This window comes from Pokkaliibacter sp. CJK22405 (assembly GCF_046614695.1).
GTDB lineage: Bacteria > Pseudomonadota > Gammaproteobacteria > Pseudomonadales > Balneatricaceae > Pokkaliibacter.
Map to the genome: position 1 here is coordinate 270,991 of NZ_JBKKHQ010000012.1, position 14,629 is coordinate 285,619.

Here is a 14,629-nt window from a genome sequence, read left to right on the forward strand (position 1 = left end):
AGGATGAACGAAGAAGCAGCCTACAGTGCGGTGCGCCAGAAAGGTTCGCACAACTCCTATCAGCGTAGCGAAGGCTATATTGATCAGGCGTTGTACTGGCGGATTCGCTCGCTGGAGATTGATATCCACAACGGTAATGATGCGTCCGGCTGGCCGACATTGCAGGGGGACTGGTATGTCTACCATGCCGCAGTGGTTGATCAGAGCTCAACGGTGAACCAGCTCTCCGATGCCTTGGCGGTGCTGCGCGCCTTTCATCTGGCGGTGCCGGATCATGAGGTGGTGACCATCTGGCTGGATCTTAAAGACCATTTCACGGCGACCAATCACACGCCTGAGGCACTGGATCAGCTGCTCGTGGAAGGTCTTGGGCGTGAAGCAATCTGGGGGCCGCCGGATCTGATCGGCACTGAGCCTGATTTGCAGCAGGCAATTCAGCAGCATGGCTGGCCATCGCTGGAGGCGTTGCGGGGCAAGTTTATCTTCGCTTGCACCACCGGCAATTTGAGCTCACCTGACTCTCAGCTTAACCAGTACGTCGACAACGGCAAGACCGCGAACCAGCGGCTGGCCTTTGTGGCGCCGGAAATCAGTAGCACGGATCAGATCCTGCAGTTTACTTATGCTGTGGTGTTTAACCTGAGCTCATCCCATACCTCGCTCGGTCAGGCGATTCAGGAGCAGGGTTTTATCAGCCGCGCTTATGGACTGGATAGCCAGTCTTCCTGGTGCAAGGGCTGGCAAACCCAGGTGAATCATCTCACCACCAATAAGGTGAATGCCTTCAGCGATGAGTGGGCGCGTACGGATAACCCCTCGACCGGCTATCCCTTTGATTTCCTCGGTGGGGATCAGGGTGAGCCGCTGGTCGAGCCGGGAGCGCTCTTTGCCATTCGGGTGAACTCCGGGGATCTCTGGTCGAAAGAGGACAGCGGCTATTTCCAGTTCGATAACCTGAGCGGTTCTCCTGATCGAACCTTCACCGGCTTTGTTGGCAATCCGGCCTCGCATGTGGATGGCTGGATCAAGGGCGGGCTGATGGCGCGAGCCTCGACAGCGGCGAATGCCGCCTACTGCGCGGTACTGCGCACTGGCAGCCACGGGATTCGCCTGCAGTGTCGTTCTGCTGCCGGGGATAAAAGCACAGCCATCGATGCGGTGATTCCCAATGGCGTGAATGGTCATTCGCGGGTGAGTGCCAATACGCCCATCTGGTTGCGCCTCGAGGTGCAGGCACAGGGCAACAAGGCCACCGGCTATTACTCGATTGATGGCAGTAGCTGGATCAGTATTGGCAGCGTGTCGGTGAATGCCCCGTTGGTGCTGCAGGGCTGGGTGGCCAGCTCCCACGGCTCAGGCGAAGTCAAATGGCTGTTTGGTGGCGCTCCGGCACCGGCTGAGGGGATCATCCTGGGCTCCAAGGCCAGCGGGACGTTCCTCAGCTCCTCCGCACAGGCGGCGAGCTTGGGCACCAAACCTGCCTCGGCGTGTTGTCCGGTAAGTTAGGGGGACAAGAAACACCAAGGTGGTAGCGTAACCACAAAGCGCCTCTGGATGAGGCGCTTTTATGTTTTCAGATCCGCTGTGCTTCTGCTCCGGGTTAGCTGTGCTCGCTATGCTCTGAGTTATCGTGCGGCACCTGCGGGCTTTCTCTCTTCGTATTTCATCCCCAAATACTGCGCATTGGCTGCGGCATTCAGCGCCTTGCCGGCGAAGGCCGACCATCGGAAGTGACAGTAAGTGACCTCGGCATTTCCCTTTGGCTTGTGGAGACGTATCATGTTTCCTCTTCGCTATTTGATAAGGAACGCCCAATGGCCCCTTTGCCATCCCAACAGCCATCGGACAATGTCACGCCGCTGCCCGGTCATTCCGCAGTATCAGACGATTCCCATGAGCCGCTTCAGGAGAGCACAGTGGAAGAACATCAGGATCAGGAATTCGAACAACCCCGTAAGCGCAATCGCAGTATTTATCTGCTGCCTAACCTCTTTACCACCAGCGCACTGTTTTCCGGTTTCTACGCCATTATCGCCGGTATGAACGGTGAGTACGTTAATGCCTGTATCGCCATCTTCGTCTCCATGATTCTCGATAGTCTGGATGGACGTGTGGCGCGTATGACCAATACCCAGAGCGAGTTCGGCGCCGAGTACGACAGTCTGGCGGACATGGTGTCCTTTGGTGTGGCTCCGGCGCTGGTGGCCTTTACCTGGTCGCTGGATACCCTGGGCAAACTGGGCTGGATTGCTGCCTTTATTTATGTCGCCGGGGCGGCGCTGCGTCTGGCACGTTTCAATGTGCAGATTGGTTCAGTGGACAAGAAATACTTCATCGGCTTGCCAAGTCCTTCGGCGGCGGCACTGGTCACCGGCATGGTCTGGGTGGGTGTCGACTATGGTATCGACAAGCACAGCATGGCGCTGCTCGGCGCTTTCATTGTGGCAGCAGCCGGTATTCTGATGGTGAGTAATGTCAGCTATTACTCCTTCAAGCAGATTGACCTTAAAGGCAAGGTGCCGGTCATGACGCTGATGGTGATTGCGCTGGCCTTTGCGGTTATCGCCTATCAGCCACCCACCGTACTTTGGGCTGTTTTTCTGGCCTATGCGATCTCAGGACCCTTGCTGTACCTTCGCAAGATTCGTCGCAAATTATCCTGAGCCTTCTCTGGCTTCAGGCCCTGAATTGAATGAGTGAGGCGTGGAACCGCCTCTACGTAGTATGCAGCGGCGCCCGTTAAGGGCGCTGCACGTATTAAGGAACAGACACCAGCGATGGCGCGTCTAGCGACTCTTCAGCTTCATATCTACCATGCCGTGCTTGCCGTTCCGGAAGCCTCTGGTATGGCTATTCGTCAGTACCTTACCCAGACGATGAACACCAACCTGCGTCCAGCGGATATTGATCACGAGCTGGAGCTGATGGTGGATGCCGACCTGCTCTACTTTGATGGTCAGCGTTACTTTCTGGAAGAAGCGGGAGTCTGGCAGGCATTTCAGGCCCTGCGCGAACAGCAGTTGCCTCAGCAGTTACTGAAATCCCGGGGTGAGGATGACCTGCATGCGGATTTGCGTCTGTTGCTGCGTGCCTTGCTGGGGGATGAGTCGGCCGGTGAGGATGCCTCGCTGCAGATCGTTATTCAGAAATATGTCGAGACGCCGGTGGCTCTGAGCTACCTGCGCGAATTGCCTGCGTTCTGGCAGCGCGCCGTGATCAGCATTTTGTGTCTGAATGATGTGATGGAAGGTGGCCATGTGTTGCCGCTGGATGACTCTTCTGTTTCCGCCATGAATGATGAGAGCCTGGGACGGGCGCTGGTATCGGCCTGGCGTCAGGACTATGCCCTTGGCCAGCTCAAGGACAAGGACGTGGAAGACCACTGGTTTGGCCAGCTGGAATTCCAGAGTGCCGAGCAGTCGCTGTACCAGTCCCGTTATTTCTGGCAGCAAAGCGCCGGTCATACGCAGGGCTATCTGCCGACATTGCGCTCCTTGCTGGAGCTGGCGCTGCTTGGGCTGAGTGATCGACAAGCCTGCCGTCAGCATGCCGGCCAGATGCTGAGCTATGTCCGCGATGAAGGCCACATTGGTTTGATCAGCTGGCTTGAATTGCTGGCGGCGGAAACCCTGCCTGAGCGTTTGGCCCAGCCACGTCGCTGGATCAAGGCGTACAGTGATTCCCTGCAGCCGTCGACGCCGACTCAGACTCACTCCTTCTTTTCCAACGCCGAGGCCGAGCGCCTGTTTGGCGAGTATTTCCGCCGTGATGGCTTCCCCATCAAGCTGCAATGGCTGATTGAAGCACTGGTGATTCTGTCTGAGCGTCCCGTTGAGTTTGCCGAAGACTGGAAAACCCTGCCTGAGCTCAAGCGCCTGAAGGACCACCGCGAGATCTCACCTCTGGATAGCCTGATTGCGGCGGTCGCCGAGTCACTGGCGCTGGAGGAAGTCGCGCATCCGGTGTTGCAGATGAACCTGCGCGATCAGCAGCAGGCCTGGCAGGGCTGGCTTGAGCGTGTTGATGTGCTCTCACGCGAAGAGCCACCGGCACCGCCTGCGGAACGACTGGTATGGGTGGTCGACACCGACCATCAGGTGCTCTCTGCCAAGGTGCAGAAGCAGGGCAAACGCCAGTGGAGTAAAGGCCGTCAGGTGCGGCTGGATCAGTTGCAATCCTATCCCGAACAATTCGGTGCCATGCTGGAGGAGCAGGATTACCTGCTGCTGGCACAGTGCGGTATCCGCCCACAGCATTTCTACGAGCGGGTGCGTCTGACCCCTGGCTTGCTGATGACCCTGAGTCGCCATAACCGCGTGGTGACTCAGGATGGCGTACCGCTATCGCTGATTCCGCAAACTCCGCTGGTGAGCTTTACCGCACAGCCCGATGGCCTGCGCTGTGAAGTCATTCCCGCATTGCTGAAAAGTGGTGTGGTCATGGAACGGCTGGGCGAGGGCATCTGGCAATTCTATATTCTGCCCGAAGCCGCAGACCGGCTGCTGCGGGCGCTGCTTGCGGCCCCCGGTGCGATTCCGGAAGAAGCCACCGAAACACTGCAGGGCATTATCGACCGCTGGCCGCGTCAGGCGTGGTACAGCGATCTTGAAAACCTGCACGGCAACGTGCGCTTGCAGCGCTGGCACAGCGAGCCCTGCTTCCTGCTGGACTGGCAGTCCGGCGGTCTGGTGCTGCAACTGGTGACCCGTCCTGATCTGGATTGGCCTTATCCGCTGCCTCTGTCGCAGGGTAATAAGCTGGTGCAGGCGCGGGGCGATCATACCCTCTGGTATCGCCGTGATCTTGAAGCAGAAGCCAAACTGCGTGAAGAGTGGGTGCAGACTTTGCAACTGCCACTGCAGGATGACAACCGCTGGGATCTGGAAGGTGAGGAGGCGCTGAACCTTCTGCAGGCGCTGCAACCGGTCATGCAGTCCAACCCCGGTTGGGTGCAGTGGCGTACCGGCAGCCAGCAGGCGCGAATGATTGATATGCCGCACCTGCATCTGAGTCTCGGTCAGGAACATGACTGGTTCAGTATTGATGGTCAGGTGACGATTGATCAGCAGCAGGTGGCTTCGCTGCGTTTGCTGATGCAGCAAGCGGCACAGGGCTATGTGGTGCTGGATGAAGACAACGTCATGCTGATGAGTGATCAGCTGCGCCAGTACCTGCAGACCCTGCATTCGCTGGTTGGCGAGGAAATGAAGTTCGAGCAGCGTATTGCCTATCCGCTGCAGCAGTTGCTTCAAAGCGTGGGCGTGCAGACGGATCAGCACTGGCAGGACATCACTGCCAGCTGGCAGGAAGAGCCGGAACTGGATGAATCCATGCTGGTACAGCTGCGTAGTTATCAGCGTGATGGTGTGCGCTGGATGAGCCATCTCTGCAGCCACGGCTTTGGTGCCTGTCTTGCCGACGATATGGGCCTGGGTAAAACCCTGCAGGCTCTGACGTTGCTGCGCCTTCGTAAAGACAAGGGCCCGGCACTGGTGGTGGCGCCCAAATCCGTTGTGCCTAACTGGATTCAGGAAGCAGAGCGATTCGCTCCTGAGCTGCACATGATTGATCTGGAAACGTTGGAAGACCGTTTTGCCGGTCTGCAAAGCGCAAAAGCCGGTGAAGTCGTGGTCATGAGTTATGGTCTGGTGTCCCGTCTTGAGGAAGAGCTGGCCAGTAGCGAGTGGGCAACTGCGGTGCTGGACGAAGCCCAGCAGATCAAGAATGCCAACACCCAGCGCGCCAAGACGCTGTTCCAGCTCAAGGCAGAAAGCCGGATTGCCCTGTCAGGGACGCCGGTGGAGAACAACCTGCTGGAGCTTTGGAGCCTGTTTGCCTTTATCAATCCGGGGCTGCTGGGTTCCAAGAATGCCTTTATTCGTAAGTACGCCGATGCCGGTCGTGATGCCGACAGCATGTTGCGCCTTCGTACCTTGGTTTCGCCGTTCATTCTGCGCCGTATGAAATCGCAGGTACTGACTGAACTGCCTTCCAAAACCGAGATTACCCATCGTGTCGCTCTCAGTGAGGAAGAGTGGGAGATTTACGAAGCCGCGCGTCAGCAAACCCTGGAGCAGATTCGTACCCGCTCCGGCCTGATGGCGACCCTGACGGGGCTGACCCGTCTGCGGCAGATTTGCTGCCATCCGCGTTTGATCGTCGATGGTTATCAGGGCGCCTCCAGCAAGCTGGATGAAGCCATGAACCTGCTGGAAGAAGCCATTGCCGGTGAGCACCGTGTGCTGATTTTCAGTCAGTTTATCGGTCTCTTGTCCCTGCTGCGTGAGCGTCTGGATGAGATGGCTGCCAAGTATTCCTACCTTGATGGTGGTTGCAGTTCGCAGGCGCGTCAGGAGGCGATCCGTCGCTTCAAGGCCGGTGAAACCGAGCTGTTCCTGATCAGTCTCAAGGCGGGAGGCACCGGTCTTAACCTGACGGAAGCGGATACGGTCATCCATCTGGACCCCTGGTGGAATCCGGCGGTGGAAGATCAGGCCAGCGACCGCGCTCACCGTTTAGGCCAGACGCAGCCCGTCACGGTGTATCGTTTGGTTACCAGCGGCACCATCGAAGAGAAGATCGTTGCGCTGCACCACGACAAACGGGATCTTGCTGATAAAGTGCTTAATAATCAGGAAGTTACTAACTCTCTTGATGGTGAGTTACTGCTTAATCTCCTGAGCAGCTAAACCCCCTTTTCCCGCCGTTATCCCTGGTGACCGCTGCCTGTGTTGAGGCAGGCGGCGGTCGACTTGCCTTTCCACTGATTAATCAGCATGAACTTTTTCTCCTTGATTAGGGTCAAACGGAGAAAGGTTGTCCCAATAAGGCTGTCACCACTGCATCATCATCTGGATGAGCAACGGTTGGAGTGGCACCTGCAGTTGGGGCTCGATGGAGGCATTATGCTGATCAAAAAAGCGTCTGATATTCCCGCGTCGGAAATTACCCCGGAATCCATTTATCGTGCCCGTCGTGATTTTATGCGCGGTGCCGTGGCGTTAGGCGCCAGTGTGATGGCGGGTAATGTACTGGCGGCCCCTTCCCAGGTCAGCGATCAGGCGAAAGACCGTGGTCCGGACTGGTTGCGTCAGCAAATTGCCGGAGCTTCCCCCAGGGTCATCACCACTGATGAGAAGCTGACGCCTTACGATAACGTCACCCACTACAACAACTTCTATGAATTCGGCTATCGCAAGGAAGAGCCGGCAGAGCGCTCGGGGGATTTCAATCCTTATCCCTGGAAAGTCGAGATTGCCGGTGAGGTCGATAAGCCCGGTATGTATGACCTTGAGGATCTGCTCAAGGGCATCACCCTCGAAGAACGTATTTATCGCCTGCGCTGCGTGGAAGCCTGGTCGATGGTCATTCCCTGGGTTGGCTTTCAGCTGGCCACACTGCTTAAGCGCTTCAACCCTACCTCGCGGGCAAAATACGTGGCTTTTACCACCTTGGAAGATCCCAAGCAGATGCCGGAGCAGAGCAGCTATTTCAGCAGTATCGACTGGCCGTATGTGGAAGGTCTGCGTATGGACGAAGCCATGCATCCGCTGACCCTTCTGGCGGTCGGGCTTTATGGCAAGGCGCTGCCGAATCAGTCCGGGGCACCGTTTCGTCTGGTGGTACCCTGGAAATATGGCTTCAAAAGCATCAAGTCCATCGTCAAGATCGAACTGACGGAGAAAGAGCCGCCCACGACCTGGAGCCAGATCGCGCCGCAGGAGTATGGCTTCTATGCCAACGTTAATCCGAAGGTGGACCACCCGCGTTGGTCGCAGGCCAGTGAGCGCCGACTGCCATCGTCCCTGTTCAGTCCCAATATCATCCCGACCCAGATGTTTAACGGCTATGCCGATCAGGTCGCGAGTCTGTACAGCGGTATGGATCTTCGCACCTATTTTTAATGAACGGGTTTTAATGAACAGGTGTTAGCGAATCGCTTCCGGAGCGTCGGTTTTAACCAGAGACGCTCTGGAGATGCCTGTACTCTGCGGCTTTCCCCGCGCTTGTGTTTTAACACCGCCTGATTCAGGCAGTGCATCACCAATGAGGTGGCCATGATAGCTGTAACGCCCCGGCGTTTTATTGTCTTCGGTCTCGGGCTGATCCCTTTTCTGTGGCTGGTGTGGTGTACGCTGACCAACCAGCTGGGGGCAGATCCTGCCAAAACCATCGTCTGGGAAACCGGTCGCTGGGCACTACGGATTCTGCTGGTGACGCTGGCGGTAAGCCCGCTTCGACGTTACGCAGGCTGGGGCTGGCTGATGCCGCACCGGCGCATGATCGGGCTTTTTGCCCTGTTTTATGGGGTCTTGCACCTGCTTGCCTATATCTTCTTTATTCTTGGCGGAAACTTGTCCCAGCTGGGGGAAGAACTGGTACGTCGTCCTTATATCACCGTGGGGGCTCCGGCCTTACTGATTCTGATTGCACTGGGTGTGACCTCGACCCGCGGCATGATGAAACGTCTCGGCAAGAACTGGCAGCGGCTGCACAATCTGGTGTATCTGGCGCTGATTCTGGCCTGGATTCATTTGCTCTGGCAGGTGCGCTCCAGCTACTTTGAGGCAGCGCTCTATGGCACCATCGGTGCGGCGCTACTGTTGGTTCGCGTCGTCGAATGGATGAAAAAGCGGGCAAAAATCGCCCGCCAGAACTCGGCCAACGCCCGCGGTTAGGCAGGCAACGGTGGGCTTTTCTGCCGCCTCAATGCTCTATGAACGGCTTTAGACTTTGCCAAGCGGGGCTTTTTCCCGGAAAATGAGCCCCCCTTAGGCACCTGGTGTGGAAAAAGGATTCTGACCTATGAAACCTGGTTTGCGCATAGTCATGGCGCAGCTCGATTTTCTGGTGGGTGATATTCCCGGAAATACCGAGAAAGTCATTCATGCTGCCCATGAAGCTCGTGACCGCTTAGGTGCCGATGTGGTGGCCTTCCCGGAACTGACTCTGACTGGCTATCCGCCGGAAGACCTGCTGTTACGACCGAGTTTGCAACTGCGGGTAAGTAAAGCGCTGCAACGCCTTCAGGATGAAGTGCAGGGCATCGGTATCATCATTGGCTATCCCTGGCGCGAGCCGGAAGGCCTTTACAACATGGCCGCTTACATCGCCAATGGCCAGATTCAGGGCATCTATCGCAAACAGTGCCTGCCGAATTATCAGGTATTTGATGAGAAGCGCTATTTTGTCTCCGGCCACTTGCCCTGCGTGGTGGAAGTGGCGGGGCGCGCTGTCGCCATCACCATCTGCGAAGACATGTGGCAACCACAGCCCGTTATGCAGGCGCGTGAAGCCGGTGCGGAGCTGATCATCAATATCAACGCTTCTCCCTTCCATATCGGCAAGTGGGAAGAGCGTCGCAAATTGCTCTCCGAACGTGCCCGTCAGGCTGGCTGTCCGATCGTTTACACCAACCTTGTGGGTGCCCAGGATGAGCTGGTCTTTGACGGCGGCTCCATGGTGGTGAATGAAGAAGGCCAGCTGGTCGCTTCCTGCCCCTGTTACGAAGAAGGCCTGTTCCCGGTCGACTTCACGCTGGATGACACAATCCGTATCGCCGGTCAGTCACTGGCGGAGCAGCCCGACAAACTGGCCTCAGTGTATCAGGCGCTGGTGATCAGTGTGCGGGATTACGTCAACAAGAATGGCTTTAAAGGTATCGTGCTGGGGCTGTCAGGCGGTATTGATTCAGCCCTCACGCTGGCGGTGGCTGTCGATGCGCTCGGCAAAGACCGTGTTTCTGCGGTGATGATGCCGTTTCGTTATACCTCCTCCATGAGCCTTGAGGATGCGGCGGCGGAAGCCCAGACTCTCGGCGTTAACTATCAGGTGCTTTCCATCGAGCCGATGTTTAACAGCTTTATGGAAACCCTGTCAGACAGCTTTGCCAACACCCAGGTCGATACCACCGAGCAAAACCTGCAGGCCCGTTGCCGCGGCGTATTGCTGATGGCCCTGTCCAACAAACTGGGCTATCTGGTTCTGACGACAGGTAACAAGAGTGAGATGGCGGTGGGTTATGCCACGCTTTACGGCGATATGGCCGGTGGTTTTGACGTCCTCAAGGATGTGCCCAAAACGCTGGTATTCCAGTTGTCGGAGTACCGCAACCGTCTCTCACCCGTCATCCCGCAGCGGGTCATCGATCGTCCGCCTTCTGCCGAGCTGGCGCCGGATCAGGTGGATGAAGATAACCTGCCACCTTACGAAGAGCTAGATGCGATCCTTGAGCTGTATATCGAGAAAGATTACAGCGCTCATGCCATCGCGGCGCAGGGTTTTGATCTGACCACCGTCAACCGCGTGGTACGACTGGTTGATATCAACGAATACAAGCGTCGTCAGGCGGCTATTGGTCCGCGCGTTACCCAGCGCGGTTTTGGACGTGACCGCCGTTATCCGATCACGTCCGGATGGCGCTCAGGCGAATAAGTCTGACGGTTTGACCGGGCCGGATTGATCCAACGCAAAAAGCCAGAACCTGTTCTGGCTTTTTTTATGGGCGCAGGCGATGGTTCTTTCTACTAAAAGCGCGGTCTGGCTCCTTCTCTGACACCGCGCACTGACACTATCAGCACGCAGAGGGAGGCATCGTCATGTCCCATTCAGAAGATCAGCCATTCGTTCATCCATTACCCTTTGAGCGGCTGGCGCAGTACAACCAGTGGATGAATGCAAAACTTTATGGGGCCGTGATGAGCCTCTCCGAGGAAGAGATTGCTGCCGAGCGCGGTGCCTTTTTTGGCTCGATTCTCGGCACCCTCAATCATCTGCTGGTGGCGGATCTGATCTGGCTTGGGCGTTTTCATCAGCATCAGCCCAGTGATGCCTTGCTGCCGCTGGAAAGCTTCCGCACACCGGAAAGGCTTGATGAGTTATACCACGCCGATATTGCCCTGCTTGCCCATGACCGTCAGCGACTGGATGAGATGATCCTTCACTGGATTCAGGGGCTTAATGAAGCCGCATTTGCTCAGGTGATGCACTATCGCAACACCCGTGGCGAGTCCAAGGCGTTTGCCTTTGAGGAGGTGCTGCTGCATTTCTTCAATCATCAGACTCATCATCGCGGACAGGCGACAACCTTGCTGACGCAGGCCGGTGTCGATGTTGGCGTGACCGATATGCTGGCGATTTTGACGCCTGCGCAATAAGGCGCTGACGGATTGAAAGGTCTGGACGGGACCTGGCGTTAAGTAAAGAGGATTGTCAGGGCGCGGGGGGCTCTCTATCATGTTGGCCCCTGTTACCTTGCCGTTTCGGTGCCTGAACATGCACAACTACCATCCTGCCGTGGAATTGCCCGCAGACCTTCCGCGTAAAGCCTTTCGTGCCCGTGGCGCCAACGTGGTTCGCTGCGAGAGTTGCCGGCTGCCCAAAGAAGTGTGCATTTGTGCTTATCGCCATCAGGTGCCGGCGGGAGTGGAGGTCTGGCTGATCATGCATCGGGAAGAGGCGTTCAAGCCCTCCAATACCGGGCGTCTGATCGCTGATGTACTGCCTTCGACCCAGATCTTTGAATGGCACCGCACTCAGCCGCCGGCCAGTTTGCTGGCGCGTCTGCAGGATCCCGCTTATCAGCCGTACCTGATTTTCCCGGCCGATGAAACCAAGGATCAGGCCCGCCTCAAACCCTTCGAGCGCGATAACGGCAAAACACCGGTGTTTGTGATTCTTGATGGTACCTGGCGACAGGCGCGGCGGATGTTCCGTCACAGTGTCTGGTTGCAGCAGCTGCCGATTCTTGAAATCACTCCGGCAGCAAGCTCCGATTACGAGCTTCGCGAAGCGGCGGAGGAGGATCATTTGTGTACCGCTGAGGTGGGCATTGAGCTTTTGAATATTGCCCGCGAGCCGGCCGCAGAAGTGCTGCGACATTATTTCCGGGTATTCAACGTGCACTACTCGGCGGGCCGCTCGGGTACGCCTCTGGCGAAAGCCGAAGAGAGTCGGCGCTGGCTGACCGAGGCGATGAATACACAGGTTTCGGACACCGAAAGCGCGTCAGTGTGATACCGCGTTTTTGGAGAGACAGGATTTTATTTTTCAGGAGATACCATGACGATCACTCTTTTACTGGTTGGCCTTGTTGCCATTGCACTATTAACTCCGCTGGCTATTCGTCTCTGGCGTGAAGACCGTGAGCGCAGTGCGCAAAACCGTCATGCGGAAGAGACGCTGCGCGAGCTGGAGCAGCAACGACAGCAACACATTCAGGAAAGCGTGCGCGTGATTACCTCGGCGATGAAGGATGGCCAGTGTGAACTGACCGAAGGCTGTATCCGCCTCAAGGGCCTGCTTGATACCACCTATCCCGGTATGCTCGAGCGACAGGAGTTGAAAGTACTGGAAGAGGTCTGGACGCGCACCGAGCATATTCCCCGTAAGGAAGCTTTCACTGAACTGGATCTCAAGCATCGCCGCCGCCATTGGGCGGATATGGATGCGATGGAAGAAGAGCTGCGTCCAGCCATCGAGCGCGCGATCAGCTATCTGCAGAAGGAAGCCAGCTTCCAGATGCGTCAGGCACCCCGCTGATCACCTATGCTGTAAGTCGCTGCCCTTTTGCGCTGCCAGAGCGAGGCTGAACCATGCATTTTGTTGTGCTGTTTTTACTGACGCTGATCGTTATCGTCTTTTGCCTGTGGGTGTTTACCCGCATGGGTGTGCCGCGTTACCGCCCCTCGATCGTACAGATTGAGCAGTTACTGCAAGGTGTGGTGGATGGATATACCCGGCGCGATGAGTGGGTGATGTTTCTGGGTTGTCCGCTGCACCATGATCCGGAGCTGGAGATTATCCGGATTCGCTGCATTGGTCTGGAGGAGGGCGATGATGATCATCCACCCTGTACCCAGGGCATCAATGGCTATCTCTATAACCGCGAAGGGCGCGAGCGCGCAGAGCAGATTCTTCGCAGTATCAAGCTACTCAGGTCTCAGCGCGAACTACAGCACAAGCGCGAGCAGGAGTCCGAGGACGATAACCGCTCGTCTTAATCAATATCCATGCTGTCAGTCTGCTCATGCAGCTCCTGATAGCTTCCTCCCCAGGATATCTGCTTGAAACCTGCCTCCTGAAGATCCGTCAGTACCTCTCCGGCGTGTGACGGGTCAGCGCAGTAAAGACTGCCGCTACTTTGTGTATCCGCCGTGACTTTGACTTCATCGGCCAGTGCGCGAAAATCCGCGACGACCTCAGGCTGGTCATCATCAAATTTCACCAGACAGCGATCATGCTCATGCTTGGCGCGCATGTGCTCAATATGCTCCTTGGAGCTACTGCTACTGCTGTCTTCGGCATAGGCATGTAGTGCCAGGGTGGGAAGCATCATCAGGCCAAGGAGCCCCCAGAGAAAGCCGGTTCCTGTGGAGTTCTTCATCAGTGTCATCCTGCGTCCAGACATTCTCAATAACTGGGGGCTTGGCCCTTGTGGCTAAAGGCCTTAATTGTGGTTTTTCAGTGCACTTTCCATGCGATCCAGACCCTCTTTAAGGGTGTGGAAGGTGCAGCCGAAATTCAGGCGGACATAGCGTGGGTTGCCAAAGTCCTGACCCGGTGACAGGCCAACGCCGTGCTCTTCAAAGAACTTCTGCGGATTCTCAAGGCCGGTATCGGTGGCATCAATCCAGGCCAGGTAAGTCGCCTCAATCGGTTTGAGTGACAGCCCTGGCATCTTGTTGATGCGCTCGATGCAGTAATCGCGGTTGCGGCGCAGATAGTTGAGCTGATCTTCCAGCCAGGCATCGCCTTCGCGGTAGGCTGCTTCTGCGGCTGTCAGGGCCAGCAGGCTCACATCCGGCAGAATGCCACGACCGGCATGTTCAAATTTCTGGCGCAATGTCGCATTGGGAATGAGCGCAAAGGAGCAGCCAAGACCGGCGATATTGAAGGTTTTGCTCGGGGCCATCAGCGTGACGGTACGCTCGCCCAGCTCCGCGCTTAAGCTGGCGAACGGAATATGCTTAAGGCCCGGCTCCAGCAGCAGGTCGCAGTGGATTTCATCGCTACAGACAATTAAGTCGAATACTTCGCAGAGCTTGCCCAGTGCCAGTAATTCCTCACGGGTGTACACGGTGCCGCCCGGATTGTGGGGGTTACAGAACAACAGCAGGCTGCCTTGCAGCTCATTTTCACGCAGCTGTTTTGCCAGTTCATCCAGATCCATGACCCAGCGATCCCCATTTTCTTTCATGGGAATGGTCAGCAGTTCGCGCTCCGACAGGCGTGGGGCACTCATAAAGGGCGGATAAATAGGCTTGGGAGAAATCACCCGCTGCTCTTTGCTGATCAGGCTGCGGCAGGCGAGGTTAAGACCGGGAACAAGCCCCGGCAAGTAGACGACCCACTCGGGTTTGACCTCCCACTGATAGAGTTTTGCCAGGCGCTCGACGATCACTTGGGTAAGTTGTGCAGGCGGTTTGGTGTAGCCGAAAATCCCATGGTCGACGCGCTCATGCAGGGCCTTGCGAATGGCCTCGGGGACTTCAAAATCCGTGTCAGCAACCCACATGGGGAGGATGTCCTGGCCTTTGTACTTGTCCCACTTCTGGCTAAAGGTGCCTTTGCGATCGGTGTGCTTGTCGAAGCTGAGCATGTCATAGTCCCTGTCAGTCATCAGTGTGGC

At 56.7% G+C, this 14,629-nt stretch carries 13 protein-coding genes; 10 read left to right on the top strand and 3 right to left on the bottom strand.

The genetic code is table 11. The annotated features are described in order from the left end of the window. Positions 1 to 3 precede the first annotated feature (3 nt). Positions 4 to 1,506, top strand: coding sequence for a Ca2+-dependent phosphoinositide-specific phospholipase C (locus ACKC9G_RS08425; protein ID WP_411404500.1), 1,503 nt, complete (start codon positions 4 to 6; stop codon positions 1,504 to 1,506). Positions 1,507 to 1,625: 119 nt separating this feature from the next. Here ACKC9G_RS08425 and ACKC9G_RS08430 read toward each other — a convergent pair whose 3' ends face one another. After that, entirely contained in the window at positions 1,626 to 1,781 is a 156-nt protein-coding gene (locus ACKC9G_RS08430; RefSeq protein ID WP_411404501.1) for a hypothetical protein, read from the bottom strand. Positions 1,782 to 1,814: 33 nt separating this feature from the next. On the opposite strand from ACKC9G_RS08430, the gene pssA reads away from it, so the two are divergent. The 9 genes from pssA to ACKC9G_RS08475 all read left to right on the top strand — a co-directional run bounded on the left by pssA (position 1,815) and on the right by ACKC9G_RS08475 (position 13,001). After that, the gene (gene pssA / locus ACKC9G_RS08435; RefSeq protein ID WP_411404502.1) at positions 1,815 to 2,663 is read left to right on the top strand and encodes a CDP-diacylglycerol--serine O-phosphatidyltransferase; all 849 of its coding nucleotides are present in this window, start codon (positions 1,815 to 1,817) and stop codon (positions 2,661 to 2,663) included. A 114-nt stretch (positions 2,664 to 2,777) separates the two neighbouring features. Beyond that, positions 2,778 to 6,689, top strand: a complete 3,912-nt coding sequence (locus ACKC9G_RS08440) for a DEAD/DEAH box helicase (protein ID WP_411404503.1) — start codon at positions 2,778 to 2,780, stop codon at positions 6,687 to 6,689. Positions 6,690 to 6,905: 216 nt separating this feature from the next. Next, positions 6,906 to 7,904 carry a protein-methionine-sulfoxide reductase catalytic subunit MsrP gene (gene msrP / locus ACKC9G_RS08445; RefSeq protein WP_411404504.1) on the top strand — a complete coding sequence of 333 codons (999 nt, stop codon included), beginning with the start codon at positions 6,906 to 6,908 and terminating at the stop codon, positions 7,902 to 7,904. Positions 7,905 to 8,057: 153 nt separating this feature from the next. Then, positions 8,058 to 8,678, top strand: a complete 621-nt coding sequence (locus ACKC9G_RS08450; RefSeq protein WP_411404505.1) for a sulfite oxidase heme-binding subunit YedZ — start codon at positions 8,058 to 8,060, stop codon at positions 8,676 to 8,678. 127 nt (positions 8,679 to 8,805) lie between these two features. Continuing rightward, a complete protein-coding gene (locus ACKC9G_RS08455; protein ID WP_411404506.1) occupies positions 8,806 to 10,434 on the top strand; it encodes an NAD+ synthase in 1,629 nt (542 codons plus the stop codon). A gap of 164 nt (positions 10,435 to 10,598) precedes the next feature. Then, positions 10,599 to 11,156 (top strand): DinB family protein, encoded by a 558-nt coding sequence (locus ACKC9G_RS08460; RefSeq protein ID WP_411404507.1) that lies wholly within the window; start codon positions 10,599 to 10,601, stop codon positions 11,154 to 11,156. Between the two features lie 118 nt (positions 11,157 to 11,274). After that, positions 11,275 to 12,015 carry a tRNA-uridine aminocarboxypropyltransferase gene (locus ACKC9G_RS08465; protein WP_411404508.1) on the top strand — a complete coding sequence of 247 codons (741 nt, stop codon included), beginning with the start codon at positions 11,275 to 11,277 and terminating at the stop codon, positions 12,013 to 12,015. A gap of 45 nt (positions 12,016 to 12,060) precedes the next feature. Next, positions 12,061 to 12,540 (top strand): DUF2489 domain-containing protein, encoded by a 480-nt coding sequence (locus tag ACKC9G_RS08470; protein ID WP_411404509.1) that lies wholly within the window; start codon positions 12,061 to 12,063, stop codon positions 12,538 to 12,540. Positions 12,541 to 12,593: 53 nt separating this feature from the next. Then, positions 12,594 to 13,001, top strand: a complete 408-nt coding sequence (locus ACKC9G_RS08475) for a hypothetical protein (protein ID WP_411404510.1) — start codon at positions 12,594 to 12,596, stop codon at positions 12,999 to 13,001. Here ACKC9G_RS08475 and ACKC9G_RS08480 read toward each other — a convergent pair. Both ACKC9G_RS08480 and ACKC9G_RS08485 read right to left on the bottom strand, forming a co-directional pair. Next, positions 12,998 to 13,384, bottom strand: a complete 387-nt coding sequence (locus tag ACKC9G_RS08480) for a hypothetical protein (protein ID WP_411404511.1) — start codon at positions 13,382 to 13,384, stop codon at positions 12,998 to 13,000. The genes ACKC9G_RS08475 and ACKC9G_RS08480 overlap by 4 nt on opposite strands. A 63-nt stretch (positions 13,385 to 13,447) precedes the next feature. Then, the gene (locus tag ACKC9G_RS08485; protein ID WP_411404512.1) at positions 13,448 to 14,599 is read right to left on the bottom strand and encodes a MalY/PatB family protein; all 1,152 of its coding nucleotides are present in this window, start codon (positions 14,597 to 14,599) and stop codon (positions 13,448 to 13,450) included. Positions 14,600 to 14,629 lie beyond the last annotated feature (30 nt).

What these genes read in the sequence shown, in the direction of transcription:
- ACKC9G_RS08460 (WP_411404507.1), top strand. Translation starts at nt 10,599, where the DNA reads ATGTCCCATTCAGAAGATCAGCCATTCGTTCATCCATTACCCTTTGAG.
- ACKC9G_RS08425 (WP_411404500.1), top strand. Translation starts at nt 4, where the DNA reads ATGAACGAAGAAGCAGCCTACAGTGCGGTGCGCCAGAAAGGTTCGCAC.
- ACKC9G_RS08450 (WP_411404505.1), top strand. Translation starts at nt 8,058, where the DNA reads ATGATAGCTGTAACGCCCCGGCGTTTTATTGTCTTCGGTCTCGGGCTG.
- ACKC9G_RS08470 (WP_411404509.1), top strand. Translation starts at nt 12,061, where the DNA reads ATGACGATCACTCTTTTACTGGTTGGCCTTGTTGCCATTGCACTATTA.
- ACKC9G_RS08485 (WP_411404512.1), bottom strand. Translation starts at nt 14,599, where the DNA reads ATGCTCAGCTTCGACAAGCACACCGATCGCAAAGGCACCTTTAGCCAG.
- ACKC9G_RS08455 (WP_411404506.1), top strand. Translation starts at nt 8,806, where the DNA reads ATGAAACCTGGTTTGCGCATAGTCATGGCGCAGCTCGATTTTCTGGTG.
- ACKC9G_RS08465 (WP_411404508.1), top strand. Translation starts at nt 11,275, where the DNA reads ATGCACAACTACCATCCTGCCGTGGAATTGCCCGCAGACCTTCCGCGT.
- ACKC9G_RS08430 (WP_411404501.1), bottom strand. Translation starts at nt 1,781, where the DNA reads ATGATACGTCTCCACAAGCCAAAGGGAAATGCCGAGGTCACTTACTGT.
- ACKC9G_RS08475 (WP_411404510.1), top strand. Translation starts at nt 12,594, where the DNA reads ATGCATTTTGTTGTGCTGTTTTTACTGACGCTGATCGTTATCGTCTTT.
- msrP (WP_411404504.1), top strand. Translation starts at nt 6,906, where the DNA reads ATGCTGATCAAAAAAGCGTCTGATATTCCCGCGTCGGAAATTACCCCG.
- pssA (WP_411404502.1), top strand. Translation starts at nt 1,815, where the DNA reads ATGGCCCCTTTGCCATCCCAACAGCCATCGGACAATGTCACGCCGCTG.
- ACKC9G_RS08480 (WP_411404511.1), bottom strand. Translation starts at nt 13,384, where the DNA reads ATGAAGAACTCCACAGGAACCGGCTTTCTCTGGGGGCTCCTTGGCCTG.
- ACKC9G_RS08440 (WP_411404503.1), top strand. Translation starts at nt 2,778, where the DNA reads ATGGCGCGTCTAGCGACTCTTCAGCTTCATATCTACCATGCCGTGCTT.